The organism is Paenibacillus foliorum (genome assembly GCF_013141765.1).
Classification (GTDB): Bacteria; Bacillota; Bacilli; order Paenibacillales; family NBRC-103111; genus Paenibacillus_S; species Paenibacillus_S foliorum.
In genome coordinates, this window is record NZ_WHOD01000109.1 from 184,179 (window position 1) to 209,270 (window position 25,092).

Below are 25,092 nucleotides of genomic sequence, written 5' to 3' on the forward strand. Positions count from 1 at the left end.
TACTGTTAGCTATGCTTACGAAACTAGCGAACAACTAAGGAGAGATTATCATTTTACAAAAAACACATAGCGTAGCAGGACTAGTCGCTGCTGAATGCGTACTAATTCACCAAAATGTGCCCTTTTTATCCTGGGAGGCTTTCGGGGCTGTTCTGCTGGGTTGTTTGGCTGGCCCCTTAGCCGATGTGGACAAACAGGGATCTACAATGGCCAAAATATTGTTTCCTTTGTCAGCATTGCTGCGGATTCTTAAAGTACGTCACAGAACCGTTACACATTCATTGCTCTTTATTATGATTTTATGGTTAATCACCACGCCATTGCCCATTTTGTATTATTGGGTATTCATTACCGCATACGCGTCACACCCTCTAATTGATTTGCTCAATGAGAAGGGAGTGCAGCTGCTCTGGCCTCTGAAATTTAAAGTTCGTTTGCTTCCCAAATTTCTAGCGGTGGATACCGGGTCAGCAGGTGAGACGGCTTTTCAATGGATGCTTCTTGGCGTAAGTCTATGGATTCCTTTATCAACCATCCAATTTTGAGTTCAAATAGTTACATTTCATTACCATAGGTCGATGCTTACAGCAATCTTGGTTCATCATTCTACTTCTTTCGACTCAATTTTTGAAATGCATACTGGAAAAATGCAACATTTTTCATTCTATAGAGTCTAAACATGCATGCTGTACAAAAGTACGAGCTCATTTGTTCCAGCAATCCTCTATACTTTTGAAGCTATTCCGCTACAGCATACTTCTAAGGAGGTGAGGCCATCTAGAAAAGCAATACAGTAAGTGCGCTGTCGAACCTACCGAAATTTACTATGTAACTTTTTATAGTATTGCAGCATCTACGAATAATTTTCCAGAGGTGAACAATGAAGTTAAGGTTTGTTTTTACACTATTATTGCTGTTGCTAACAGCCCTTATGCTGCCCGTATTGGCGTCTGCTGCGCCTCAGAGTTCTGCCGCTGGCGTACCTTTATTTTTTAACGGAAAAGAATTGAAGCCTGAGGTTGCTCCGCGAATTATCAAGGATGTGACCATGGTTCCCATACGGATTATCGCTGAAGAGCTTGGTGCCAAGGTAGAGTGGAATCAAGCTGCCCGTAAAGTGATGATTACGAAGGCTTCTATGAAAATCGAAATGGTTATCGATCAGCTCTCAGCAACCGTGAACGGAGTCAATAACAATCTGGATTCCGCCCCACTCCTTATTGAAGGAAACACATTGCTGCCTGTCCGTTTTGTTGCTGAAAACCTGGGTGTAGAAGTGAATTGGAATGATGTGCAGCGAGCCGTTTATTTACAGGAGAAGCGCGATAACGCGGGGGACAAGCCTGCTACAAGCAACCCTGAGACAGCTCCCCCAAGTAAGCCTTTGCCCATTATTAAAAATATTGATATGACTTCTTCCCAATTAGTAATTAAAGCAGACTCTGGTGAACTGAAACCGAGCCAATTCACTTTACAAAATCCTAAACGGATTGTGATTGATATTCCCAATGCCGTGTTGGATCCTTCCCTGTATAAAGATGCAGCAAATAAAAGCGGGGAATCCGTTTCCAAAAATGTGTACGTTGCTAATGTCCGCTACTCATTGTACAATGTGAATCCCGGTGCAGTTCGCATCGTGCTTGATATGAAGGAGTCCATGGACCTGAAATGGGAATCAGGACTAAATACAGCCGCACTTACCGGTATATTGCAAAAAGGCGCAAAGTATAAAGTCGTCATCGATCCTGGTCATGGAGACCAAGATCCAGGAGCCAAATCCGTCACGGGAAGCGTGGAGAAGGAATTTAATCTTACTATGGGGCTCAAGGTGTATAACCTGCTCCAAAAAGAAACGCTAATAGAGCCTTTGCTAACTCGAAATGACGATACTTTCATTCCTTTGGATGATCGTGCTAGCTTTGCTAATAACCGTAACGCCGATCTATTTGTATCCATTCATGGCAATAGTTATACTGCAGCAACTACGGGTACAGAAACCTATTATTACAAATCCGATAGCGATTCTTTTGCCCAGATCATGCATCAGCATTTAATAGCGGCGACTGGCCTCCCTGACCGCGGAGTGCGTCAACAGCCTTTCCGTGTGGTTAAAGTTACTAATATGCCTGCTGTGCTGCTGGAAGTGGGGTATCTGTCGAATGAACGTGATTCCGCCCTTATGTTCGACGAATCCTTTCAGGATAAGGTAGCTCTTGCAATCGTAGCGGGAATTAAAGAACAGCTCAAGATTCAGTAAGCGGAAAAAAGGTGGTGGATTCGATGCAAAAGTATACAATTCGCAGTTTATTAATCATTGGAGCGGTAGCGCTTGTCTTCTCAGGATGCGGGCAAAAGCCAACAAGCAGCGGAAATAATTCCCAAGCTTCCGAGCCTCCGGCAACTAACAGCCAGACGACTCCGCCTTCCAAAGGTGACCCTGCAACTGTGGAGAAGGACCCGATTCGTCTCCAGATTAAAGCCTACTATGGCGATGAACAAGCGACGAAGCTGGTAGAGAAAGAAGTATCCATCAGCTACAAGGATGAGAAGGATAAGTACACGACTGCGCTTTGGACTTTGAAAAAAGCTCCACAGGATAGCAATCTAATTCCTTTAGCTGACTCGCTAGGCTTTAAATCCGCTGTTTTGAAAGATAAGCAGCTTACGTTGGACCTTACCGTTTCTGGTGAAGGTCGTCTTGGATCCGGAGGCGAAGCCATGCTGCTGGAAGCTCTTCAGAAAACCATATTTCAATTCTCTGAAGTGGACACCCTTGATATTTTAGTGGACGGTAAGCCTGCCGAATCGCTAATGGGCCATATGGATCTGCCTCATCCGATGAAAAGAGGAAAGTAACCCCATATTAGCAAGGATAAGCTCCTCATTGACGAGATCGTTTGGTCAGGAGTGAGCAGCAATGAAGTAAACCGCATACTTTTTTAAGTTAAAAAAACGGCTTCCACCTTTTGGGTTGGAAGCCATTTTTTTATTAAGAACGGATGGAATAAATTTAGCTATCCTTGCCCGTAGGTGTCAGGGTACTAGATAAATATAGTACTATTCAATCGTCCAAAACTATTTAGAATAAGGTGTAGCAAGGATGGTGATTGATTGTGGACATACATGAGCGAATATCTATCTTAAGGATGCAGGAAAATGATTGCTACAGCATTTGTTACTATCTCCTACAATGTGAAAAGCTAGCTTGTGCTGCAGCTGAAGAAGCTTTGTATGCACTTATTCAATGCGACTCATTTTTTGCTGCAGATTTGCAAACCAGGGATGCTATGCTGCGCAAAATCTCCATAAAGTCTGCCCTTCAGATCAAAATGTAAGGTACTAATTATCTTTTTATACCTGCAGCAGCAATAAAATAATCGAGGATAAGCTAAAGCACACACCGATCAAACAAAGGAATACAACAACCTGCTTCTGATTTAAGCCTAGCCGCAGCAGACGGTAATGAGCCTGGCTTGCATCAGCCTGATATATGGGTTTGCCTTGCAGGAGACGTTTGAACACGACAAATATATTATCGAATATCGGTACCCCTAACGCTAAGATGGGAATAAACAGCGAAAGCACTGTAGCTTGCTTGAAAGCACCGTCCAGAGCGATTACAGCCAGTATGAATCCCAAGAAGGTCGCACCCGCGTCACCCATAAATACTTTGGCAGGGGGTTTATTGTAACGTAAATAAGCAACGGCGACACCGATCAAAATGATGGCCATTACAGCCGAATCGGTCTGCCCCTTTACCAAGGCAACAACAAAGAGGGTTACCGCAGATATCGCGGAAAGCCCGCCAGCGAGTCCATCCATGCCATCTGAAAAGTTAATAACCGTTGTGACGCCGAAAATCCATAGGATAGTTAAAATAAATTGCAGCCAATCCGGTAATCCGATAAACTCCCCGCTGAATGGGTTATAGAATCCGTCAAAGGTAATACCCGATGCATATACAAGAACAGCAGCAGATACCTGAACGATCATCTTAGGTAACGCCGGAAAATCCTTGCCCCGCGTCTTGTACCAGTCATCTACGGTTCCGATAGTCAATAACAACAGTGATCCGGCTAGAATGGCAGCCGTTTGCATCGTAAATCCTTTTGAAAAGCACAAATAAGTGACAGCAAATCCAGCAAAAATAGCATAGCTAGCAGTAAGTGGGATAGGCTCCCTATGTATCTTTCTTTCGACATCTTGTCTAGGCTTATCCACAAAATCAAGACGGAAGGCCAATTTCCCAAGCGGAGGAATGAGTAAGTATACGATCAAAAAAGAGATTAGAAAAGCTGCTGCGTAGATTATGATTACCATCCCCAATACAAATTTTAGAAAAAGCTGTCACAAGTTTAATTATACACAAGATAAGCTGCTTCTGTCGATTCATGTCTCGCAGCATAAAAAAAATCCAAGGACGCTAAAGTCCCTGGACATTTGAATGGTCTTATCGCACAACTTTGAAGTTGAACCTCGAGTGACCCACATTCATGTGTATTCTGGATAAAAGAGCTAGTAGCATCTCCGTGCCGCGTGCGGAAGAGATGTCCCCCAGATCAATAATATGCTCCCAACCAAACCAATCCTTCAAATATCCAATGACTTCATTTCTGGCATAAGCATCATTTCCGCTTATAAACAGATCATGCTGACCTTCCGCAAGGCTTCGTGGGTTTACCATAAGCGCGGAGCTAACGGTATTCAGGGTTTTCACTACTTTTACATCTGGAAAGCCGCGTTGGATCTGTTCCCCGAGAGAATCCGTATTCGCTACGAATAATGTCAGTGTCCCGTTCGAAAAATCCAAAGGAAGAGAAATATCGATCAATATTTTGCCACGCAAATTATGACTGCCTGCCGCTTGTAATGCATCCAATGCCCCCGCTCCAGAAACGGCATTAAAAACAACATTACCGTGTGCAGCAGCCTCCTCGAACGAACCAACAGTAGCTCTGTCATCATTAACTTGCCGCAGCCATTCGTCCAGCTTCCGGGGGCTTCTTGTTCCCAATTTGACTTCATGCCCTTGTTTAACAAGTGCGCTCCCCAAAGTTTGACCTGCATTTCCGGAACCGATAATTCCAATTTTCATCGTTTATTCCTCCTTTTTTTGTATACATACAGGTCTGTATACTTATATTGACAGTATATATACCGATCTGTATAATGTCAACTAATAAGAAATGAGGGTTGTCATGAGTAAATCAGAGGGAAAGAAATCAGTTGCACGCGAGCAGCTGCTGGTCACTGCAAGCAGCTTGTTTTTTCACAAGGGGTTCCATGCTGTGGGCGTCGATACGATTGCAGCTGAATCCGGGATTACGAAAATGACGATGTACAAGCATTTCCCTTCGAAGGATCACCTGATTGTTGCTATATTGGAACGATCAGACGAGTTGTACTGGGAATGGTTTGAGAACACGATCCATCAAATACCTGAACCGGAAAATCAACTCATCGCTATTTTCGAGGCAGTTGCCAAGCAGCATTCATCCTCCCCCATGTCGACTTTCTGCTTATATCAGGCCGTTGCTGTCGAGTTCCCGTTTCCCGAACATATTGTGAATAAAGCAGCTGTTGATCATAAACAATCCGTCATTAAGCGTTTGGAATCCATATGTAAACAAGCGGAATTACATTCACCTGAACTCCTTGCTCGGCAGCTGTTTCTACTCTTGGAAGGGTTTTGTATGTCTTCCCGATTTCTTGGTGCGGATAGCCCAGCGGCAGGCGTTGTTAATGCGGCAATCACAATGATCCAGTCCTATCGCTAACCAAACAAAAGAAGACTGGAATGTTAATTTCAACATTCCAGTCTTCTTTTTAGCGCACTAGACAAGGACGCTTGTTATCGAACTTCCAGCCTGAAATCAAGTACTGCATCGCGTCTGCATCATTACGCGCTCCCAATCCCTTTTCCTTGTACAGCTGGTGTGCCTTCTCAAGCTGTTCCATATCTACTTCGATGCCAAGTCCCGGCTTATCAGGCACGGTAACCATTCCGCCGACAATTTGCAGCGGCTCTTTAGTCAAGCGTTGGCCATCCTGCCAAATCCAGTGGGTGTCGATAGCTGTAATTTTACCTGGGGCAGCAGCGGCAACATGGGTAAACATCGCTAGCGAAATGTCAAAATGATTGTTGGAATGCGAGCCCCAGGTCAGTCCCCAATCATTGCACATCTGAGCTACTCGAACCGAGCCCTGCATCGTCCAGAAATGCGGATCGGCGAGTGGTATATCCACCGCATTCAACTGGATGGTATGCCCCATCTCGCGCCAATCGGTGGCGATCATATTGGTCGCCGTTAGAAGCCCGGTCGCACGCCGGAATTCTGCCATTACCTCACGGCCGGAGTACCCTTTCTCAGCCCCGCAAGGATCCTCTGCATAAGCGAGAACATGATGCTGATTGCGGCATAGGCTAATTGCTTCTTCCAGAGACCATGCTCCGTTGGGATCCAATGTAATCCGCGCTTGTGGGAAGCGTTCAGCGAGTGCAGTCACAGCCTCGATCTCCTCAGCGCCTCGCAGCACGCCGCCCTTGAGCTTAAAATCATTAAAGCCATAACGTTCATGCGCCGCTTCAGCCAGACGCACGATCGACTCTGTTGTAAGCGCTTCCTCGTGGCGCAAACGGGACCAGTCATCCGACGCATCCTGAGCGCTGAGATACGGGAGATCCGTCTTGTTCCCGTCACCAATGTAGAACAGATAACCTAGCATCTCCACCGCACTGCGCTGCTGCCCTGTGCCCAGCAGCGCTGCTACTGGCACATTAAGAAACTGCCCAAGCAAATCCAATAATGAGGCTTCAAGGGCTGTGACCGCATGAATCGTAATCCTCAAGTCGAATGTTTGCAATCCGCGTCCGCCTGTATCCCTGTCATTAAAACGCTGACGCACTGTATTAAGGATATTATTGTAGTTACCTATGGATTGCCCTATAACTAAGCTTCTAGCATCCTCCAGCGTCTGACGTATGCCTTCTCCTCCAGGAACCTCGCCTACCCCCGTGTGACCTGCATTATCTTTAAGAATGACGACGTTTCGAGTGAAAAAAGGGCCATGCGCCCCGCTAAGGTTGAGCAGCATACTATCATGGCCGGCAACTGGAATGACCAGCATTTCGGTTATTAGAGGTGAAGCTGTTGCATTTTCTTTGTCCATTGAATGATTCATTGTTATCCCCCTCTCCGACAATTCTTATTTCTTGTCCTTCGGAAACTTATCAAATGCGACCTTTATAATTTGCTCCATTTGCTGATAGTGATCCTTCTCCACCTGAACAATCGGTGCTCGAACTTGCGTTCCAACAGGCAATCCGACGATTTCCATCCCTGCTTTAATTAAAGCTACAGCGTAACCCTTCTTTTGTCTCCGAATACGGTTAATTGGTAAGATAACATTCAGATAAAGTTCATTCAATAATGACTTGTTTTGACTAAGCAATGCTTGGTAGAACGTTGCCGAAATATGAGGTATGTAGTTCGATATCGCGGATGAATAGGAAGTAAAGCCCATATTGACATAAGCTGGCATCGTTACCTCAGCCATTGGCATTCCGTTTAACCAGCCCAAGCGATCACCAATGGTTTGCGTCAGCTCAATATTCGTATCCATATTGCCGAGGCCGTCTTTAAAGCCTACAAGCTGAGGATTCTCCACCAATTTTTGAAGCGTTGGCAGTGTTAACACACAGTTATCGCGCTGGTAAACAATTGCGTTCAAATCGGTGCTTTCGATAATGGTGCTCAAGTAGTTGCATAGGCCTTCCTGCTCCGGCTCGATCAAATATGGAGGAAGAATTAAGTAGCCGTTCGCTCCTAGCTCTTTCGACAGCTTCGTCAATTCCAGCGCATGGCTGATGTTCCCACCTACTCCGGTATACACAGGCACTTTACCTTTGGCCACAGAGATTGCAGTTTCAACCATAGTTTGGTATTCAATGTTAGAAAGCGCGTGAAACTCTCCCGACCCACAAGCTATAAAAATGGAGGATAGCCCTTCATCGATAAGAAACTGAATATTTTTCTCCAAAGCGCTGACAACCAGCCTTCCATTCTGGTCCATAGGAGCTACTGGGAACCCCAATATACCTACAGGTGCTTTTCTCGCGATACTGTTCATTAATTGTGCCGCCTTTCAACTTTTTATTTTTTAAATTCGGTTCTCATTGAGCTTTTTCATAACCTTCTCACGCACATGGTTTAGGTGAATGTACATGCTAGTGTACGCTGCAATCGGCTCTCTCTTTTTAAGCGCTTCGAAAATATTTTGGTGCTCCTGAAGAGTAACCGCGTGATCCCTGTCCGTTAAAGCAATCTGATTTAAAGTTTCATCAAACATGCTCAGTAAAGGATCAATACTTCCTTCAAGAATCGGATTATTGGCGCTGTATGCAATCGTTCTATGGAACTCCCTATCAATGTCCAGATAATCCTCTTTGCTCGAGGACATCGTTTGTAAAAGCGCTTCCAACGCAGCCAACTGGTTGTCCGTTATTTTCTCAGCAGCCATAGTTACTAATCCCAGCTCCAAAGCCATCCGGGCTTCCATAACAGAAGGAATGTCCCCAGCTGATAATGCCAGCATTATGGAGAAAGGCTTACTGCCGATCTTATTGGCAAAATAAGTGCCCTCCCGCGTTTTCCGTTGAATGATTCCCATCGTCTCCAAAGAGCTGAGCGCTTCCCTGAGCACAGGCCTGCTTACGAACAACAGGTCAGTAAGCTCGCTTTCTGTCGGCAACTTGTCTCCTGGGTTCAGCTGACGACTTGTCAGCAGCTCAATAATTTGATCAACCACCTGCTTCGACATCGTTTGGCGTTTAACCGTTTTCATTTTTAATTGCTTATTATTGACTTCCACATTCATAACCTCATTTAGTGTCACTTCATTTAAATTCCATAGATCATATTGTAAGACAAATAAAATTGTTCGTCAATTTGAAAATAGTTTAACCTGGTTTGCGTCAGTTTGCCTGTTGTTATTGGAATTCAAAGCTTATTATGTCAAGATTAACCGGCCACGCAGTCATTGGAGGACGAGCGCTTTGCCAAGGTAAACTAAGTCCGCACCAAAATTATCTACTATATACTTGCTGTAAGCTTCGTTCACCCCAAATATTTAACAAAGAACCGTCCGATTATTTTTCGGATGGTTCTTTGTTGGCCATAGTCGGCTTTAATTATTGCTATTCGCCCTTGCAGCACCTGCATCATTAGCCATAAGGATACGGTCCATCAAATCATTCCAGCTCTGATCAATCGTGCATTTCTCGGGATGTGCCTCAAACCATTTAACGGTCTGTTTGATACCCTGATGAAAAGGTACAGTTGCTGCAAAACCGGGAACGAACCGTTTGATCTTACTGTTATCGAACACGCTGCTTACTGCTTTATCGCCTAGTAAACCGCCACTGCTCTCAGGAGAGATCGCAGTAATAAAATCTGTAGCAATGTGTACGATATTGGGCTCTACACCTGCTGCTGCTCCAATCGCTCGATAGATTTGATTCCAATCTAACACTTCATCCGACGTAATATGAAATGCGTGTCCGATTGATTGATGATGTCCAATAAGCCCGACTATCCCTTTGGCAAAATCCGAATTATGAGTCATCGTCCATAAAGCTGTTCCATCTCCATGAATGATAATTTTCTTCCCATTACGCATTCGGTCTACCAAAGACCAAGGATGATTCCAGCTATTTAATCCAGCTGGGATCATTGTATCTCCATACGTGAGGGAGGGACGCACAATTGTTCGGGGAAACCATCCTTCCGATATTCATCCATCAGTAGATTCTCACATGCAATTTTATCTCGTGAGTACTGCCAATATGGATTAGCTAATGGTGTAGACTCGGTAATCAAATAATGAGTGGGCGGCTTCTTTTTCCTTTCAGAAGCTCGATATTCGCTTTAACCTGCTCTGGAGTAAAAGAGATCCAGTCCACTACAGAATCAAATTCATAATTAGCAAGCGCTTCGGCAACAGCAGAGGTATCTCTGATGTCCCCTGTAATGATATTCGCTCCCTCGGGTACATAATCATTTCTCTGCCCCCGATTCAATAGATATAATTCGATTCCTTGCTCCACTGCCAGCTTTGAAACAGCTTGACTAATTAACCCGGTTCCTCCAATGAATAAAACCTTCATCACGACCCACCACTCTCTCATTTAGATTACAGCTAACGCAGCTGTTGCTTTACTTCATTATCCGAAATCGCCTCCGGTAATCCCGCGGGGTAAGACTTTCATATTTGACGAAGCTCGAGCTGAAATAAGATGGCTGATGAAAGCCGACGTTCTCAGCGATTCGTGCTACAGGCAAATCAGTTTGCAGGAGGAGCAGCTTAGCTTGCTCCAAACGGTACCTCATTAAATACTCGAAGGGAGAGCAGCCGAATTCCTTTTGCATGCAGCGAGCAATGTAAACGGGATGGAAATTCAATACTTCCCCCAGCATCTGCGCCTTAATTTCTTCCTTGTAGCGGGTGCGCAAATATGCGGCTGCCTGGTCTGCAACATTGGCCCCGGGAAGAACGGTAGGAAGATCAAGCGATGCATTGAGCAGTTCAAGTATTTGTTGAAAAATCAATTGATGCTTCCAACGTGCCCAGTTGTTATGCGACTCAAGTTCCAATTCTGTTAATTGCTTTAAGTTCTCGTAAACCGAAGCCGGCTGTTGAAGGCGTACATATTGAGGAATTTGCATCGTAAAAGTCTGCACCGTTAATTCATTATGAGCCGTGTAGTCAACTTGCGGTACATCTACAGCATGCTCCGAGCTTCCCCATTTCCCGCCCGCGTTAAAGTGGAGCCAGAAGCTTTCTGTAACAGTCCGGCATCCTTCAGTGGGGTAATGGTGCCTGTCAGGCCTAAGAATTAGGGCATGACCTGCTGAAACCTCATATTGTCTGTCTTCCTCTCCGATGTACAAGCAGCCTTGCGTAACGACCAGTAAATCGAATACACCAATGTTTCTGCGATTTAAATGCTTCTTGCCGACATGAAAGGTTGATAATCCCCCAGCTATATAATGCGGTAATGGCGGTGCGGTAAATTGAAGTATAGACAAGCCGCCCACCTCCGATCTCACGAAGTTGGAATAATGAAAGTTTTGGTTCAGAAACTTATACTTCGAAATCAGTATAACGTTTATAATGTGAAATGACCAGTTTGGTCTTTAAGATAAAGTGAGAATATATACAGCATGAGAGTGGAGGAATTTATATGTTGGGAAAAGAGCGGGGAATGTCCCTATGGATGCTTGCGTGGCCGGTCTTTCTCGAAATGTTTTTACAGTTCCTACTAGGAACTGCGGATACCTTGATGGTAAGCCATATCTCTGATGACGCTGTAGGGGTAATTGGCATATCCAGTCAATTGTTTGCAGCAGTTAACATTCTGTTTATGGCCGTTGCCAGCGGTGCAGGCATCCTTGTAGCCCAAAGACTCGGGGCTAAGAAAGAAGCGGAAGGAAGGCTCATTGGTATTATTGGAGCTAAGCTTTGCTTAGGACTCGGAGCTCTGTTAAGTGTGCTGCTCTACTTTGGAGCAGGGCCAATTGCCAGTATGCTGCAGCTTCCGGCAGAACTGCAGCCCATGGGAGAAACGTATATTTCCATCGTTGGTGGAGGTATGATATTTATGGCTGCTATGGCGGGACTAGGGACGGTTATCCGTAACACGGGCAATACAAGAAGTCCTATGTATATCGCAATTGGAATGAATATTATCCATATCGGGATGAACTATGTAGTTATTTATGGCGCTTTTGGCATTCCTCCATTGGGGCTCGAAGGGGTTGCCTGGTCTACTACAATAAGCCGTTTATTGGGTGCCGTTATGATGATCGCTGTATTCTGCGGTTGCTTCAATCAACGTATTGAGTGGAAGGATTTCCGTTTGTTTAACCGGCCTTTATTTAAAGAAACATTGAAAATTAGCTGGCCGCTGGGTGTCAGTATGTCGTCTTGGTGCTTCACCCAGCTCGTCATCTTTGCCCTTATAGCTATGATAGGCTCGAAGGAATTAAGTGCCCGGACGTACATGAATACTATGGAATCCTTTTGTTTCCTAATCGGTTTCTCCATAGCGCTGGCAGGACAAATACGAATCGCTCATCTCTATGGGTCCGGTGATCATCAAGCTGCGTACCGATGTGCTTACCAAGTAATCTGGATCGGGCTTGTGCTTGTTCAAGCTAATGCATTACTGCTTTACTGGTTTGGAGAAGAAGCCATTCGCCTATTCACTGACGATCCTGAAATTATCATGCTTGGTGTATCGCTTCTAGCCATCAATCTGCTGCTGCAGCCTGCCAAAATGGTAAATATGGCCATTGTCAATGCTCTGACGGCCGTTGGCGATACCCGTTACGTAATGATTGTCGGTTTCATTATTATGTGGTTAGTTGCAGTTGGCGGTTCATATTATTTGGGAATTCAATTAGGCTGGGGCTTACATGGTATTTATGCAGCGATGATTGCCGATGAGTTATTGCGTGGGTTGCTTGTGCTTGTTCGTTGGAGAGCCAAAAGGTTTATGGTCAAATCAGCTGTCAGATTGCAATCGGAACAAGCTGCTCTTATGTCATAAAGTAAATAATCAACAAATGCTGCCCCTCAAAACCGGAGCAGCATTTGTATTTTTATTATAGACATCCCATTAATTAGTAGTCCTGATCTCATGAATTTCGCCATAGTATTCAATGCGCTTCTCATCTGTAATTCGCGGGCAAGTATAACAATACTTGCTGCTAGATGGTAAGCAGTAATATAAACAGCACTTGGAACGAACGGAAATCGGTTTGTGAGTATCCAATGGATTGTCTACACTTCGAAAACCACCTGTAACGGGGTTAGTTAGCATATTTGGAAACCTTTCCTGACGAAAGGTGCCTAAGATCTCCGAATAATCATCCTCGATTCGCTTACGTTCTGCTTCGGATAAGGAACTGCTCTTCAGCCATTCCTGAATCCAATAAGCTAGAGAATAAGATAAGGTTCCCCACAGCGTGTCTATGTCTATCCCAGTTAGCTGAGCCACACGCCGCAGCATAGTTTCTGCTTGATCAGCAAAGACATGATCGAAATAGCGTTCTTTCTGTTCTTCTTCAGTCAATCCGCTTAGGAAAGACGGCGACTCCAAGGAGTCGATAACAAATTGTAACGTTTTATCCTTCCAAACCAAAGTCACGCCATTTGGCGTCAAATCTATAGCTTCTCGGTTTCGGATATATCCATACATAGCCCCTACTATAAGAGAACAGTAACGCTTGATAAACAGCGAGCCTGTTACCTGCAACGCCGGCGATTGTAGGTCATTCGCAAATTCATTTAGAAAAAGAAGCAGTGCCGAATCTTGATCCAGATCCTTCTGTGAAAATGTAATCCCTTCCGTTTTTTCTGAAAAGAAGATTCGATAAGCGGACGCCCATGAGCGGTGTTCCGTTATGTTCATGAAATGGCCTTCTCCTTCACATAAAAAAATGAATAAAATTCGTAAACTTTACTTGATAATGATAATCACTCACATCAAGATTGTCAAATAAGAAATGCTAATAACATGTATTCACCAAAATTTTTTAAGCTGTAAATGATAATAATTATCAATTATTTTCCAAGAAATTCAAAGGGTTTTTTACAATTTTTGAGGAAATTCCGCTTGAAAAATGTATAAATTTGGGATTGACAAAATTTAGAATCCAAATTTAAGATAGGTGTGTCGGTAGTTGGTGCACACATTATCGACATTCTGAAGTCGGGGTGGCTTTCTTGAAGAAGCAGCCTCTGGCCGCAGAATTTTTTTACACCACTACTGATAATGATTATCATTATCTACATATCTTGTATTTCTGTGGCTTTGCTTTACCAGAAGGGAGGAATGAACGTCCATTCATGGTTTTACCGCTTTTAGAGCAAATTGCAATCGAATTGACTTGTACTCATGCAACATATCGCTTTCATTGTAGCTATGCTTAAGCAAGGAATTATTAGCGGACGGGACAACAACTTGTTTGCCCCTAACGAAAACGCGACTCGCGCAGAAGCGGTCTCACTTATTATGGCCCTTCAGAGCGCTGTACAGAAGTAACCAATTTACTGCCTGACAGCCATCGCTTCAAGTGATGGTAGTCAGGTTTTCTATCGTATGTTCAGCGAAATAAAAAAGAGAACATATGTTCCGTTCGGCTGGAAATGGATAATTCCGGTGAAAAATCATTCATAAGAAATCAAGGAAAAGCCCGCCTCCCAAGAAATCCATAGGGAGGCGGGCTTTTCGAACAAATAATACTATCATGTGCCTTGCCATTGCTCCTGCTAACGCAATGCTGCAGGATCTATCGGCGGTACCAGTCCTTCTTGGGCAGCACGGCTAAGCAAAGCAGCTATAGCAGCATATCCCGCTTCTCCCAAATCGGCAGTAAACTCATTTACATAAAGGTCGATATGCGCTTGCGCAACTTCCGGAGCAAGCTCCTGCGAATGGCTCAGCACGTACTCCCTCGACTCCTCCGGATGTGCCCAGGCATATTCAACAGATGATCGTATCCATCCGGTAATCGCTGTCAGATCCAATGATCTGCGAGCGATGATCGCACCAAGCGGAATCGGCAGGTTCGTATCTGCCTCCCACCAGCTGCCCAAATCGGTCAGCATCGTTAGTCCGTAAGTAGGATAGGTAAAGCGCGCCTCGTGAATGACTAACCCGGCATCCACTAAACCATCGCGCACTGCCGGCATAATCTCATGAAACGGCATAATAATAATCTCTCCCACACCGCCCGGAACGTTCTGGGCAGCCCACAGACGAAACAGCAAGTAAGCAGTTGAGCGCTCACTAGGTACAGCAACCCTGCGGCCTGTTAACACTGCTGGCCCCTTAGTCGCAGCCTCTTCACTTGCTGTCAGAACCAACGGTCCACAGCCTCTGCCCAAGGCTCCGCCGCATGGCAGCAGTGCGTATTCAGACAGCACCCACGGCAAAGCTGCGTAGGAAATCTTCATCACATCAAGCCCCTCGGAGCCCGTGGCCAAATTGTTCGTAATATCGATGTCCGCATATCGAACATTGAGCTTAGGTGCACCAGGTATCTTCCCATGTACCCAAGCATCAAAAACAAATGTGTCATTAGGGCAAGGAGAAAAAGCAATATTCATACTAACACCTCCACTATTACTGAGCTTGCTGCTTCTAACGCCTTCAAAGCATCTCCGATACGCCATGCATCTCTGTCCCGAGGACCAACTGCGTTCGAGATAGCGCGAATTTCCAAGACCGGTATTCCTCGACTATGTGCTGCTGAAGCAACACCATAGCCTTCCATCGCTTCCGCAGCTGCTCCAGGCACTCGTGCGGCAAGCTCCGAAGCGGTAGCCGCCGTCCCCGTAGCGGTCGATACTGTAATTACCGGGCCAATATGAACCTGAAGACCTGCAGTGTGCATCGCATCCGTTAGACGAGCTGCTAGATTGGAGCTTACTTGGACTCGGGTAGAACCAAAGCCCATCTCGTCCAAGCTTGAGAAGCCCTCCAGCGTCTGGACTCCCAGGTCAGCGGCGATAATCTCATTAGCTACAACGAGGGAACCTACCTCTGCTTGTCCAACAAAGCCGCCTCCAATCCCAGCACTTACCACCAAATCGTAGTCTGCGGCCGCCAACACCGTTGCAGTATGGACTGCCGCCGCTATGGGACCGACACCCGCCAGCTTTACATCAAACCTGCTATCGCCATTAAGCCCCCGCCTTACAGCCTCTCGCTCGACTTCAACAGCGGTCATTACAAGTACACGCATTCCCAATGCCCCCTCTAGCCTTCAGACCCATTCTTCCTATTATAAATTAATCATCTACAATATCCAAGTTATACAGCGGCCTATCCATTCAAGTCTAGTTCATCAAGTTTGATCAATCTTTAATTATTTGGTACAATTTTCCTATCTAATCACAATGAAGGGAGCTCCTAATGACCACCCCAAACCTGATGAATCGTCGTTCCTTTCTAAGAAAAGGAATGAAACTAGGATTAAGCATGATGGGTATAGGAATGGTTGGAGCCTATCCCTTCATTGGAGAACGATTCTGGTATCAAACGAAAGAAGTTCATCTTAAAGTTCGAAACCTACCTGAAAATTTCAAAAATTGGAAAATTGTTCAATTCAGCGATGTCCACTTCGGCTTTCATTATGGAGTTGAAGAGTTTCGCCGTGTTGTAACCATAATTAACCGTTTAAAGCCCGATATCTTATTTTTTACTGGGGACCTCGTGAATACCAACGAATCGCCTGAGCTCGCCCTTCCTCTACTGCAGGAGCTAAGTGCCCCCCGTGGGGGGAAATGGGCTGTTCTAGGCAATCATGATTATATGACTAGAGCTAAAGTAATCAAGACCCTAGACAAATCACAATTTAATTTATTAATTAATCAGTACAGCTTTATAGAGTCTGATGGACAGCGATTATATATAGCCGGAATAGATGATGTCATGTATGGCGAATACAGTATTGACAAGGCGGTTCAAGAATTATCCAGTCAGGATTGCGTTCTCTTTCTCGCACACGAGCCTGATATAGCAGAAGTGAGCTGCACCTACAATATTAGCGCTCAATTTTCCGGGCATTCTCATGGCGGTCAAATTCGTTTGCCTTTCTACGGGCCGCTTATCAGCAATAAAATGGCGGAACAATATGAGGATGGCTTGTATGTTGTCGGGGAGAATAAGATGCCTCTATATGTGAATCGGGGGATTGGCACCACCAATCTGCCTATACGCTTTTTCTGCAGACCAGAGATTACAGTGTTTTATTTATCCTAATAGTACGAATCAAGTTCAAGACTCTCTTCTTATAAAGCCTCAAATAATCAAGAAGCAGCAAATTCCCCTTATCATGTCTCCCTAATTCGTAGCCAATGGCCGCTTTTGAAGGTAACATCCATTCGATTACTCCAACAAGACCATGTTTCCAAGCATCAAAATCCATTAAATGGAACACCAAGCAATTTAGGTAGTGCTTAAAGGAACGGCTATTTGAATCCCGTATGGCGTTGTAATCCCACCACAAATTGGATTTTTGTTCAATCGGAAGACTTACAATTTTTTCGAGCTGTGGAAATTCACGATAAACGATACTTAATGTCCTGCTTATTCGTTTGTAGGTTTTATGGGCAGCTGCTATCTCGAACAATCGCATATAAGCTACTCTATCTTTTAAATAATAGATTAACTGAATAATATCTATAAAATACTTTAAGGAACTCATATTATGTCTCCACCCATGAAGACAAATCATATAAAACGTATGGAACTCAGACAATTGCTGAATAAACCTATAGGGCTCTAAGCGGGCTGCCTGATCCCACAGCTCATTAACATTGAACTGTGAAGTGTTCGCTTTCAGTAAGTCCCAATGCAGCTCAACCGTCAGAGGTATTAAAGACCCGGGGATTCTTTTACTGAAGCTCCAATGAAAGTGAGAGGCCACACACTCTTCCTCAATGGTATACCCTAATGATTTCACAGCAAGTATCGCTCGCTCCAGATCCGATGGCTTTATTAACAGATCAATATCCGAAGTCCATCTTGCTCCGATATGACCAAAGTAGGTTTCAGCAAATAAGACTCCTTTAAGGGGAATCATCTGAATTTCGGACTCATCAAACTTCTCCATAATTTGAACGGTCTGATTTTTTATGAACATATTTTGATATAACACTTCCGTAAATTTTTGCTCAAGAGACCTTTGAAAGAAAAGAGGGGTTTGTTCCAATTGTCCCCTTTGCTTGAGTAAATAATATACTTGAGACGCTATTTCAAAAGAATGGATCTCCACTAAAGCCTGTTCATAGAATGCCCTGTCATTGGGTTGAGGTAAAGGACGCAATGGATCATATAAAGCTTGTATCAAATTAACGACCAACACCTGTCATTCCCTTCCTCAATAAGCTGTCGTATAAATTCCGATATACCCCTTGCTTTGCGATTAATTCATCATGATGCCCTGTCTGTACAATCCTGCCCTTATCCAAAACAATGATCCAATCCGCATTCTGCACCGTCGAAAGTCGATGTGCAATGACAAGCGTTGTACGATTTATCATAAGATGATCTAACGCCTCTTTAACCTGGTATTCTGTTTCATTGTCCAATGCTGAAGTGGCCTCATCTAACAAAAGGATGGGGGCATTTTTCAAAATGGCTCGCGCAATGGCTATTCGCTGCTTTTGCCCTCCAGATAATCGAATTCCTCTTTCTCCAATTTCCGTTTCATAGCCATCCGGAAGCGATTGGATAAAGGAATGGATATTGGCTATCGCTGCCGCTTGCACCATTTCCGACCTTGTAATACCACGCCTGGCTACTAATAAGTTGTCCATAACAGTACCGTCGAATAGAAATGTTTCCTGAGGTACATGAGCAAAGTAACTCCTTAATTGAGAGTCAGAAAGCTCCTCCGTGGATTTATCATCAACTAGAATGACTCCAGACTGTGGTTTATAAAACCCCTGAAGCAGATTAAACAAGGTCGATTTCCCCGCACCGCTCGCTCCAACTACGGCAGTCACTTTTCCAGCCGGAATATTCAGATTCAAATGCTCAAACAAGTTGTGTAACTGTCCATCATAGCTGAATGTGATGTTATGAAATTGAATGGATTTAATGAACGGTTGGGGTATGAGGTTTTTGGGTAGATCCGTTGATTGGACCGGCTGCTCCAAAACTCTGGAAATTCTTTCAACAGCTGATACGGATCTTTGAAACCCTGCCCACAATGCCGCAAGCCCTGTTAACGGATATACCAAATGGTTGGTAAGATTCACGAATGATAATAATGCGCCTACCGATATTACATCGTTAGAAACGAGGTAAGCCCCCATGCAAAGGCAAGTCAGAAATACCATGGTGCCGATACCGTCTCCACCTGCATGAAACCATCCTCGAATCTTTGCATCCTTTAGCTCTAATGAGTACAGCTCTCGGTTTTGGCTGCTGAATTTTTTATGAAACAATTGCTCTAGAGTAAAAGCACGAATAACAAAGAGTCCCTGAAAGGTTTCATTAAGCAAACTATTCATGCTTCCTGCCAAATTAAAAATAGAAGAGCTATTGCGACGCAGCATGAGACCGAATACAGCACCGCAAAGAATCGCTATTGGAGCAATAAGCAGACTGATCAAAGATAGCTCCCAACTGATTTGTACCAAATAAATAAAAACAGCGATTGATATTAAAGGTAATTTTATTAGATCCACCAGGCTTCTTCCTATTACTCCATCGATGCTATGAATATCATTCGTAAAGCTAGAAAGCAATTGTCCAGAATGAAAGCTGGAAACATTCTTTGCAGGGAGAAGCAATATATGTTTATATAGATTGGTTTTCAATTCCCGCTTCACTGCATTTACCGCAACAGATTCCAAATAAATATCGGTATAAGTTGAAATAATGCTCAAAATAATGAGGGCTGCTCCAAGTGGAATCAACCCTTTCAAACGATATAATTGACCTTGAACCACTGAATCTGTGACGTCGCCTAAAAACCAAGCAAACGACAATGTAAGGCAAATATCGATAAGTACACATACAAAAAGACCCAAATAAGCCTTCCATTGCCCGGCAATATACGGCAGCAATACGGAGAAGGCTTTTTGGATATCATGCATAGAAAAATACTGTCTAATAACGAGCAGATGGCTTCGAATTCTTGCACTCATAGGGTCGCTCCAGAGACTTAGGTTAGTCTGCTTTCTTTAAAACTCAAATATTTCCTTAATAGGCCTGATACAACCGGGAATGTAAGGATCAGCTTGCCCCATACGTAGGCTTGTGGATCGGTAACGAAGATTTGTGCTTTGTTCTTTCGAATATGAATCAGTTTACCTAGGATCTGCTCCTTATTAACAGGTTCATCAAATCCTAGATTAGTATCGCCCTTAAATATGTAATAAAGCTGATTATTGATAGGCTTAAGCTGATAGTACCGATGCGCTATCAATTGTCCTGTCGGGGTGTGGAATAAAAAGATATCCCCCTTCTTTAATTGTAAGTCATCGAATGGGATAAATTTGCAAAGATCTCCTTTATGAATAAATGGAAACATACTGTTACCTTCAGCTGGAAGCTCGATCGATCCGTACTTGGTGATTGTATAGGTCAGAAGCTGGATAACTTCCTTGCTAAACAGCATCTTGAATCAATCCGTATTTCATCATATCGGCCATGAAGTCTTCCATTTCTTGTTCAGCATTATCTCCATCAAGCTCATATTTATCGTGAATGGCTTCCATCATAGAGCAGATGCTTTGGCCTTGACTCAGTAACAACCAACAGAATCCGCCCATTTCATTTAATTTGGTAACGGTAAAATCTTCCGTATTAAGGATAATCCATTCCCCATCCAGCTCAACAGCTTCACAATTATTTTTCTGTATATATTGTGGCATCATGATATCAGCTCCCAGAAGGTATCATTTTTTTGAAAATGAAGTTCATATATGGGTACACGATTAGCTAAGAGCTTCATTAAGCCTATAATTTTACCCGTTTCTTTAGCATCATGAGCCCAGTAAAACACTTTGTCCATCAGAAGAATAAATCCATTCGATTTCCTTAATGCGACTCTTTCGTTATAAGGTGCTTGGTACAAAATGTTTATACTCGCAAGTGAGCCTAATTGGCTGACCTCATCCATTTCCATTTCACTTCGAAAGGGTGAATTATACACAGTAATCTCATCCGCAGTTATTTTCACAAGTGTGGCTTCATCCGACAATAGCTCTCGTGGATAGGATAGCTCGGCTGCAGTTGATTTCCCTGCTCCTGATTCACCTGCAAAAATATGTGCTTTCCCGCCATCCATAACACAAGATGAATGGATTAACAGCCCCCAGTTGTTAGAGACTATGAATGAACTGTATAAGTTGATTAATGCATGCTTTAAAGCTAGGTCATCGTATGCATAGATATAGGCATTTTTATAATCCGAATCGGCTTCGATTAAGTAATCTGCCCTTCGGAACGAAATTCTGTTTACTTCCTTAACCATATCCACGCTGTAGTCAACGAAAGGAACCCCGTATCCATCTTTAATATGGATAAAGAGATCAGGCTGTTCGTTAATAACGGATGTGGGTAGAAGGTTCTTTTTAAACATTTTCATAAGGTTCTGTAAATCACCTGATGCTTGAATCAAATGCTCTCCGATTCTTAATTGTAATGTATGCATACCAATCTCCTTAGGATAAATGAACAATCAATCCCGCACTAACAGAGATCAAAGGTAACCACCCTTGACCTCATATTGGAGCATCCCTTTACTTTTTAGAGGGTCTAGGGTCATTCAGATAATTAATTCCACCGTTACCGTTTCCTTTATGGTTTTTATTCCCTTTTCCTTTATTCCAGCTTTGGGCGGTTTCGAAGCTAACAGGCTGGTGGCTCAATACCATTGGACGAATATATATTTTCTTCATAGGCGCTTCTGTTTCCTTATCCATTAGTTCACCTCGTTTATCCAAATTATACATTTCATTCTTTATAGAGAACATTCGGACAGATGTAAAACCTGCTTTACATGTGCCAAATTTTCAGCCATATAGGTAGGGCGTTTAAAAAATGCTCGAATTTCATCAACACTAAGCTCAAGATTACGTGCAGCTAAAATGAGTTCGATCCACTCCTCATCCAATTCCTTATTATCCGACAGATTTGCCACATTCATCCTAAGACTCCTCCTAAATAAACAATGAAATTGCTTAATCAGGCAGTCCAGCTGTCATAGTCATTGACCTTAGACCTGTGACTTTGTGTCCCTGCTTTTCAGACAGGTTTACCCTTTTACTGAATGAGTTATGTAAAATATATTATCTATATGTTGTAATAATACTAGTATTACAACTCATTTTGGTACTATATATATAATACTAGTATTGAATTAAAAAGTGTGTCACTTTAAGGAGGTCGAACTTAGGGAGTTTTGTCAGTTTAAGAAGTTGGATCGTGATGGATTATGGCGAGAAGTGAGGTAAAGGGGAATTCTTATGTTCCCCGGCATCTATATCGGAGGCGAATACAACGGTTGAAACAGAGGAGTTATACGCGTGATAATGGAGTATTATTGCTTGGGTCGATTTAAGCGCCATTTGTTGAGTTCCAGAAACTCACGAAACTGCTCCTTGTCCACGCCTGATGTCATTGCTTCTTTGATGAGCTCATACCATTCCTGATCAAGCTCATTTTCTTCTGATCGTGAATCTTGTTGGTCTATAAGCTTGTCTACAGGTACAGAAAGAACGGCCCCGATCTTTTCGAGAAACAGAATGGAAGGATTTTTTTGAATATCCCGCTCTAAATTGCTGATATATGACTTAGCAACACCGGCACGTTCCGCCAGTTCAGAAAGAGACATTCCTTTTTCTTTGCGCAATTGCCTTACACGTTTACCAATCATGAGGATCTTCCTTTTTAACGTAGTGATAGTGCCTTGATCGCTACGTTATTATACCAAATATTATACAAACGAACAATTCGATTGTATGAAATATCCCCTTTAAACACGGGCAAAAACGCACTATTATTCGCGGAAAATTTTTATTATCACCCCCCAAAAAGTGACATACTTTTCGAAGGCTGACTAGTATTATATTCCTAAAACACTTTACTGCTAAGTTACTGGATACCTTATATATCTGGAGGCATACAATGAATCTAATTTACCAGAAAGCAATAGAAGAAAAGCTGGATATGGAGTGGGCCTCACTGATCATCCTTTCACGTAAGATGGGGATTTCGATTGAAGAAATACGGGAATTTCTGAAGCTATGCCCGATTAAGGAAAACGGAGGCAATAAGGCTTAGCATACTCCGCTTTCCGATCGTTAATCTTGTATTTTACCGTTGTACCATTGCATAAATTCGATCAGGATCTTATATTCATGAATCCGTTCTTTATCGATTCCGGTTTTCTTCATTTCATAAATAAAATCGATCCATTCTTTTTCAAGCTGCTGCTTGCTTTCTAAATCTGTACCAAGCTTTAGCAAGGTTTTGAGCTCCACTTTTAACACCAGAGCAATTTTTTCCACAACTTGAATTGATGGATTCTGCTTTAGATTTCTTTCAATATTACTTAAATAGGACTTGGAAATGCCAGTTCGCTCCGCAAGCTCAGAAAGTGTATATCCTCTTTGTTTTCGAATTTTATATATATTTTTACCTATCATAGGGTCACTCCACTGTAACGCTTTTGGCGAGATTTCTTGGCTTATCAACATCGCAGCCTCTATACAACGCAGCATAATATGCAATTAATTGTAACGGTATAATGGAAACAAGCGGTGTTAAATATTCGTGAATGTACGGAATGACGAGCTGATCGTTCTTGTCCTCAATTCCTTCCATACTAATCAAGCAAACATTAGCCCCGCGAGCCATGACCTCCTGCACGTTGCTTCTAATATTCCCCTTAACCTGCGGCTGTGTTAGAAGCGCTATAACCGGAGTTCCATCCTCTATTAATGCAATGGTTCCGTGCTTCAATTCTCCGCCTGCGAATCCTTCTGCTTGAATGTAAGAAATCTCCTTTAATTTTAGAGCTCCCTCCAAACCTACATAATAGTCAACACTTCGTCCGATAAAGAAGCAGTTACGCGATACGCTTAAATATTTCCACACAATTTCCTCGATTTTTTCCTTCTTATTAATCAAAATCTCCATGGCGTTGGCTGCTAAGCCTAGTTCTAGGAACAGATCGAAATTCAGCTGAATTCCTCTATTCCTTGCACAATCAGAAGCAAGTATAGCTAGCACCGCAATTTGCGCTGTGTAGGCTTTAGTTGAAGCGACAGCAATCTCCGGTCCCGCATAAGTGTTTAAGGTGTAATCTGACTCGCGTGATAAGGTTGAACCTGGCACATTAGTTAATGCTAAAGCTCGGAAACCTGATTTTTTGATTTCAACTAATACACCTCTGCTGTCTGCAGTCTCCCCACTTTGGGATATGAAGATAAATATCGGATTGCTGGATAAAAGCGGTCTATTATATAAAAACTCACTGGCGATATGTACTTCGACCGGAACATTTGTTATTCTCTCAAAAAGCTGTTTGCCGACTAAACCCGCATGATAGCTTGTACCACACGCAATAATGTAAATACGGTCCGTTTCTTTCATCGCCTCGCGAATATCTTCATCTATTGCAATCTCACCAATATCATTTTGATATTTAGTTATCAGCTTTCGAATGGCAAAGGGCTGTTCGTCAATTTCTTTAAGCATATAATGCGGATAAGGACCCTTTTCAATATCTCTTGCATCAAGCTTTACAGTAAAAGGGCTCCGATGAATAATTTGTCCTGACAAATTTTTAATAGTTTTGGATTTGCGTTGGACGATAACGATTTCCTCATCCATAAGCTCCACAAACTGGTTAGTAAGCTGCAGCGCTGCCATGGCATCGCTTGCAATAACATGAAAGTCTTGCCCGATACCTATAAGCAGCGGACTTTTATTTTTACCTACGAGGATGGTTTCAGAATCTTGGCTGTCTATTAAAGCTATTGCATAAGAGCCTTTCAGAAGGCTCAGCGTTTCACGGAAAGCTTCTTCAACCTGCAAGCCTTTATCCTCTACAAGCTTCTCCATTAGCTGAACAATAACCTCTGTATCCGTATCGCTATTGAACTGGATTCCATACAAAAATTCCTGCTTAATTTCTTTATAATTTTCAATAACTCCGTTATGTACGATCGTAAAACGCGTTCCGCTGCTTTGATGAGGATGTGCATTTCTGCGATTGGGTTCGCCATGTGTTGCCCATCTTGTATGACCAATCCCTAGATGGCCGAAAGCGCTCGGGTCTACAGCATTTCGAAGTGCTGCAATTCGACCTTTTTCTTTAAATACATGAACCCCCTCACTATTTAATAAGGCAATTCCAGCAGAATCGTAACCTCTGTATTCCAGTTTTTCTAATCCTTTTAATAGTATTTCTCGAGCATCTTGATCACCTACGTACCCTACGATACCGCACATGCTATACTCCTCCTTAGAATTTTCGTAGAAAACTCATTCCGTAAGCA

Annotated in this window: 29 protein-coding genes and 1 riboswitch; of the genes, 8 read left to right on the top strand and 21 right to left on the bottom strand. The window is 43.2% G+C overall.

Annotated elements, in window-relative coordinates:
* Positions 1-50: 50 nt before the first annotated feature.
* From GC093_RS29590 to GC093_RS29600, 3 genes are all read left to right on the top strand, one after another.
* Positions 51-545 (top strand): metal-dependent hydrolase, encoded by a 495-nt coding sequence (locus tag GC093_RS29590; protein WP_171655638.1) that lies wholly within the window; start codon positions 51-53, stop codon positions 543-545.
* Positions 546-880: 335 nt separating this feature from the next.
* The gene (locus GC093_RS29595; protein WP_171655533.1) at positions 881-2,257 is read left to right on the top strand and encodes an N-acetylmuramoyl-L-alanine amidase family protein; all 1,377 of its coding nucleotides are present in this window, start codon (positions 881-883) and stop codon (positions 2,255-2,257) included.
* 23 nt (positions 2,258-2,280) lie between these two features.
* A complete protein-coding gene (locus tag GC093_RS29600) occupies positions 2,281-2,856 on the top strand; it encodes a GerMN domain-containing protein (protein WP_171655534.1) in 576 nt (191 codons plus the stop codon).
* A gap of 495 nt (positions 2,857-3,351) precedes the next feature.
* On the opposite strand, the gene GC093_RS29605 is transcribed toward GC093_RS29600, so the two are convergent.
* Positions 3,352-4,320, bottom strand: coding sequence for an MraY family glycosyltransferase (locus GC093_RS29605; RefSeq protein WP_171655535.1), 969 nt, complete (start codon positions 4,318-4,320; stop codon positions 3,352-3,354).
* Between the two features lie 130 nt (positions 4,321-4,450).
* Positions 4,451-5,095, bottom strand: a complete 645-nt coding sequence (locus GC093_RS29610) for an NADPH-dependent F420 reductase (protein ID WP_171655536.1) — start codon at positions 5,093-5,095, stop codon at positions 4,451-4,453.
* 103 nt (positions 5,096-5,198) lie between these two features.
* On the opposite strand from GC093_RS29610, the gene GC093_RS29615 reads away from it, so the two are divergent.
* Positions 5,199-5,777, top strand: coding sequence for a TetR/AcrR family transcriptional regulator (locus GC093_RS29615; protein WP_171655537.1), 579 nt, complete (start codon positions 5,199-5,201; stop codon positions 5,775-5,777).
* 49 nt (positions 5,778-5,826) lie between these two features.
* Here GC093_RS29615 and gudD read toward each other — a convergent pair whose 3' ends face one another.
* The 6 genes from gudD to GC093_RS29640 all read right to left on the bottom strand — a co-directional run bounded on the left by gudD (position 5,827) and on the right by GC093_RS29640 (position 11,087).
* Positions 5,827-7,182, bottom strand: a complete 1,356-nt coding sequence (gene gudD / locus GC093_RS29620) for a glucarate dehydratase (RefSeq protein ID WP_216624908.1) — start codon at positions 7,180-7,182, stop codon at positions 5,827-5,829.
* 24 nt (positions 7,183-7,206) lie between these two features.
* The gene (gene kdgD, locus GC093_RS29625) at positions 7,207-8,130 is read right to left on the bottom strand and encodes a 5-dehydro-4-deoxyglucarate dehydratase (RefSeq protein WP_171655538.1); all 924 of its coding nucleotides are present in this window, start codon (positions 8,128-8,130) and stop codon (positions 7,207-7,209) included.
* 30 nt (positions 8,131-8,160) lie between these two features.
* Positions 8,161-8,844, bottom strand: coding sequence for a FadR/GntR family transcriptional regulator (locus GC093_RS29630; RefSeq protein WP_246315682.1), 684 nt, complete (start codon positions 8,842-8,844; stop codon positions 8,161-8,163).
* A gap of 342 nt (positions 8,845-9,186) precedes the next feature.
* Complete coding sequence (locus GC093_RS36715; RefSeq protein WP_312886633.1) at positions 9,187-9,732, bottom strand: Rossmann-fold NAD(P)-binding domain-containing protein; 546 nt, start codon at positions 9,730-9,732, stop codon at positions 9,187-9,189.
* A 142-nt stretch (positions 9,733-9,874) separates the two neighbouring features.
* A complete protein-coding gene (locus GC093_RS36720; RefSeq protein ID WP_312886634.1) occupies positions 9,875-10,186 on the bottom strand; it encodes an NAD-dependent epimerase/dehydratase family protein in 312 nt (103 codons plus the stop codon).
* 28 nt (positions 10,187-10,214) lie between these two features.
* Entirely contained in the window at positions 10,215-11,087 is an 873-nt protein-coding gene (locus GC093_RS29640) for a helix-turn-helix transcriptional regulator (protein ID WP_171655539.1), read from the bottom strand.
* Between the two features lie 155 nt (positions 11,088-11,242).
* On the opposite strand from GC093_RS29640, the gene GC093_RS29645 reads away from it, so the two are divergent.
* Complete coding sequence (locus GC093_RS29645) at positions 11,243-12,610, top strand: MATE family efflux transporter (RefSeq protein WP_246315628.1); 1,368 nt, start codon at positions 11,243-11,245, stop codon at positions 12,608-12,610.
* A 69-nt stretch (positions 12,611-12,679) separates the two neighbouring features.
* On the opposite strand, the gene GC093_RS29650 is transcribed toward GC093_RS29645, so the two are convergent.
* Complete coding sequence (locus GC093_RS29650) at positions 12,680-13,474, bottom strand: hypothetical protein (RefSeq protein ID WP_171655540.1); 795 nt, start codon at positions 13,472-13,474, stop codon at positions 12,680-12,682.
* Between the two features lie 486 nt (positions 13,475-13,960).
* On the opposite strand from GC093_RS29650, the gene GC093_RS29655 reads away from it, so the two are divergent.
* Positions 13,961-14,107, top strand: a complete 147-nt coding sequence (locus GC093_RS29655) for an S-layer homology domain-containing protein (RefSeq protein ID WP_171655541.1) — start codon at positions 13,961-13,963, stop codon at positions 14,105-14,107.
* Between the two features lie 227 nt (positions 14,108-14,334).
* Here GC093_RS29655 and GC093_RS29660 read toward each other — a convergent pair whose 3' ends face one another.
* Positions 14,335-15,174, bottom strand: a complete 840-nt coding sequence (locus tag GC093_RS29660) for a 1,4-dihydroxy-6-naphtoate synthase (protein ID WP_171655542.1) — start codon at positions 15,172-15,174, stop codon at positions 14,335-14,337.
* Positions 15,171-15,812 (bottom strand): futalosine hydrolase, encoded by a 642-nt coding sequence (locus tag GC093_RS29665; protein ID WP_171655543.1) that lies wholly within the window; start codon positions 15,810-15,812, stop codon positions 15,171-15,173. Before GC093_RS29665 ends, GC093_RS29660 begins: the two co-directional genes overlap by 4 nt.
* 188 nt (positions 15,813-16,000) lie before the next feature.
* On the opposite strand from GC093_RS29665, the gene GC093_RS29670 reads away from it, so the two are divergent.
* Complete coding sequence (locus tag GC093_RS29670) at positions 16,001-16,831, top strand: metallophosphoesterase (protein WP_171655544.1); 831 nt, start codon at positions 16,001-16,003, stop codon at positions 16,829-16,831.
* On the opposite strand, the gene GC093_RS29675 is transcribed toward GC093_RS29670, so the two are convergent.
* From GC093_RS29675 to GC093_RS29710, 8 genes are all read right to left on the bottom strand, one after another.
* Positions 16,809-17,921: a nucleotidyltransferase family protein gene (locus GC093_RS29675; RefSeq protein WP_246315631.1), complete on the bottom strand. Its 1,113-nt coding sequence runs from the start codon at positions 17,919-17,921 to the stop codon at positions 16,809-16,811. The two genes, GC093_RS29670 and GC093_RS29675, sit on opposite strands and share 23 nt — an antisense overlap.
* Position 17,922: 1 nt before the next feature.
* Complete coding sequence (locus GC093_RS29680) at positions 17,923-19,728, bottom strand: ABC transporter ATP-binding protein (protein WP_171655546.1); 1,806 nt, start codon at positions 19,726-19,728, stop codon at positions 17,923-17,925.
* Positions 19,729-19,745: 17 nt separating this feature from the next.
* On the bottom strand, positions 19,746-20,201 hold the full coding sequence (locus GC093_RS29685; protein WP_171655547.1) for a signal peptidase I: 456 nt from the start codon (positions 20,199-20,201) through the stop codon (positions 19,746-19,748).
* Positions 20,191-20,460 carry a PqqD family protein gene (locus GC093_RS29690; RefSeq protein ID WP_171655548.1) on the bottom strand — a complete coding sequence of 90 codons (270 nt, stop codon included), beginning with the start codon at positions 20,458-20,460 and terminating at the stop codon, positions 20,191-20,193. The genes GC093_RS29685 and GC093_RS29690 overlap by 11 nt, the downstream gene beginning before the upstream one ends.
* Positions 20,457-21,239, bottom strand: a complete 783-nt coding sequence (locus GC093_RS29695) for a hypothetical protein (protein ID WP_171655549.1) — start codon at positions 21,237-21,239, stop codon at positions 20,457-20,459. Before GC093_RS29695 ends, GC093_RS29690 begins: the two co-directional genes overlap by 4 nt.
* An 88-nt stretch (positions 21,240-21,327) precedes the next feature.
* Positions 21,328-21,510, bottom strand: a complete 183-nt coding sequence (locus GC093_RS29700; RefSeq protein WP_171655550.1) for a hypothetical protein — start codon at positions 21,508-21,510, stop codon at positions 21,328-21,330.
* A gap of 38 nt (positions 21,511-21,548) precedes the next feature.
* Positions 21,549-21,734, bottom strand: coding sequence for an anti-repressor SinI family protein (locus GC093_RS29705; RefSeq protein WP_171655551.1), 186 nt, complete (start codon positions 21,732-21,734; stop codon positions 21,549-21,551).
* A gap of 38 nt (positions 21,735-21,772) precedes the next feature.
* A riboswitch (cyclic di-GMP riboswitch) is annotated at positions 21,773-21,857 on the bottom strand.
* Positions 21,858-22,127: 270 nt separating this feature from the next.
* Positions 22,128-22,463: a helix-turn-helix domain-containing protein gene (locus tag GC093_RS29710; RefSeq protein WP_171655552.1), complete on the bottom strand. Its 336-nt coding sequence runs from the start codon at positions 22,461-22,463 to the stop codon at positions 22,128-22,130.
* A 251-nt stretch (positions 22,464-22,714) separates the two neighbouring features.
* Here GC093_RS29710 and GC093_RS29715 point away from each other — a divergent pair, with 251 nt between their 5' ends.
* The gene (locus GC093_RS29715) at positions 22,715-22,870 is read left to right on the top strand and encodes an anti-repressor SinI family protein (protein WP_171655553.1); all 156 of its coding nucleotides are present in this window, start codon (positions 22,715-22,717) and stop codon (positions 22,868-22,870) included.
* A gap of 20 nt (positions 22,871-22,890) precedes the next feature.
* Here the strand turns inward: GC093_RS29715 and GC093_RS29720 are convergent, their stop codons facing one another.
* Both GC093_RS29720 and glmS read right to left on the bottom strand, forming a co-directional pair.
* The gene (locus tag GC093_RS29720; RefSeq protein WP_171655554.1) at positions 22,891-23,235 is read right to left on the bottom strand and encodes a helix-turn-helix domain-containing protein; all 345 of its coding nucleotides are present in this window, start codon (positions 23,233-23,235) and stop codon (positions 22,891-22,893) included.
* A 4-nt stretch (positions 23,236-23,239) separates the two neighbouring features.
* Positions 23,240-25,045 carry a glutamine--fructose-6-phosphate transaminase (isomerizing) gene (glmS, locus tag GC093_RS29725; RefSeq protein WP_171655555.1) on the bottom strand — a complete coding sequence of 602 codons (1,806 nt, stop codon included), beginning with the start codon at positions 25,043-25,045 and terminating at the stop codon, positions 23,240-23,242.
* Positions 25,046-25,092: the final 47 nt, after the last annotated feature.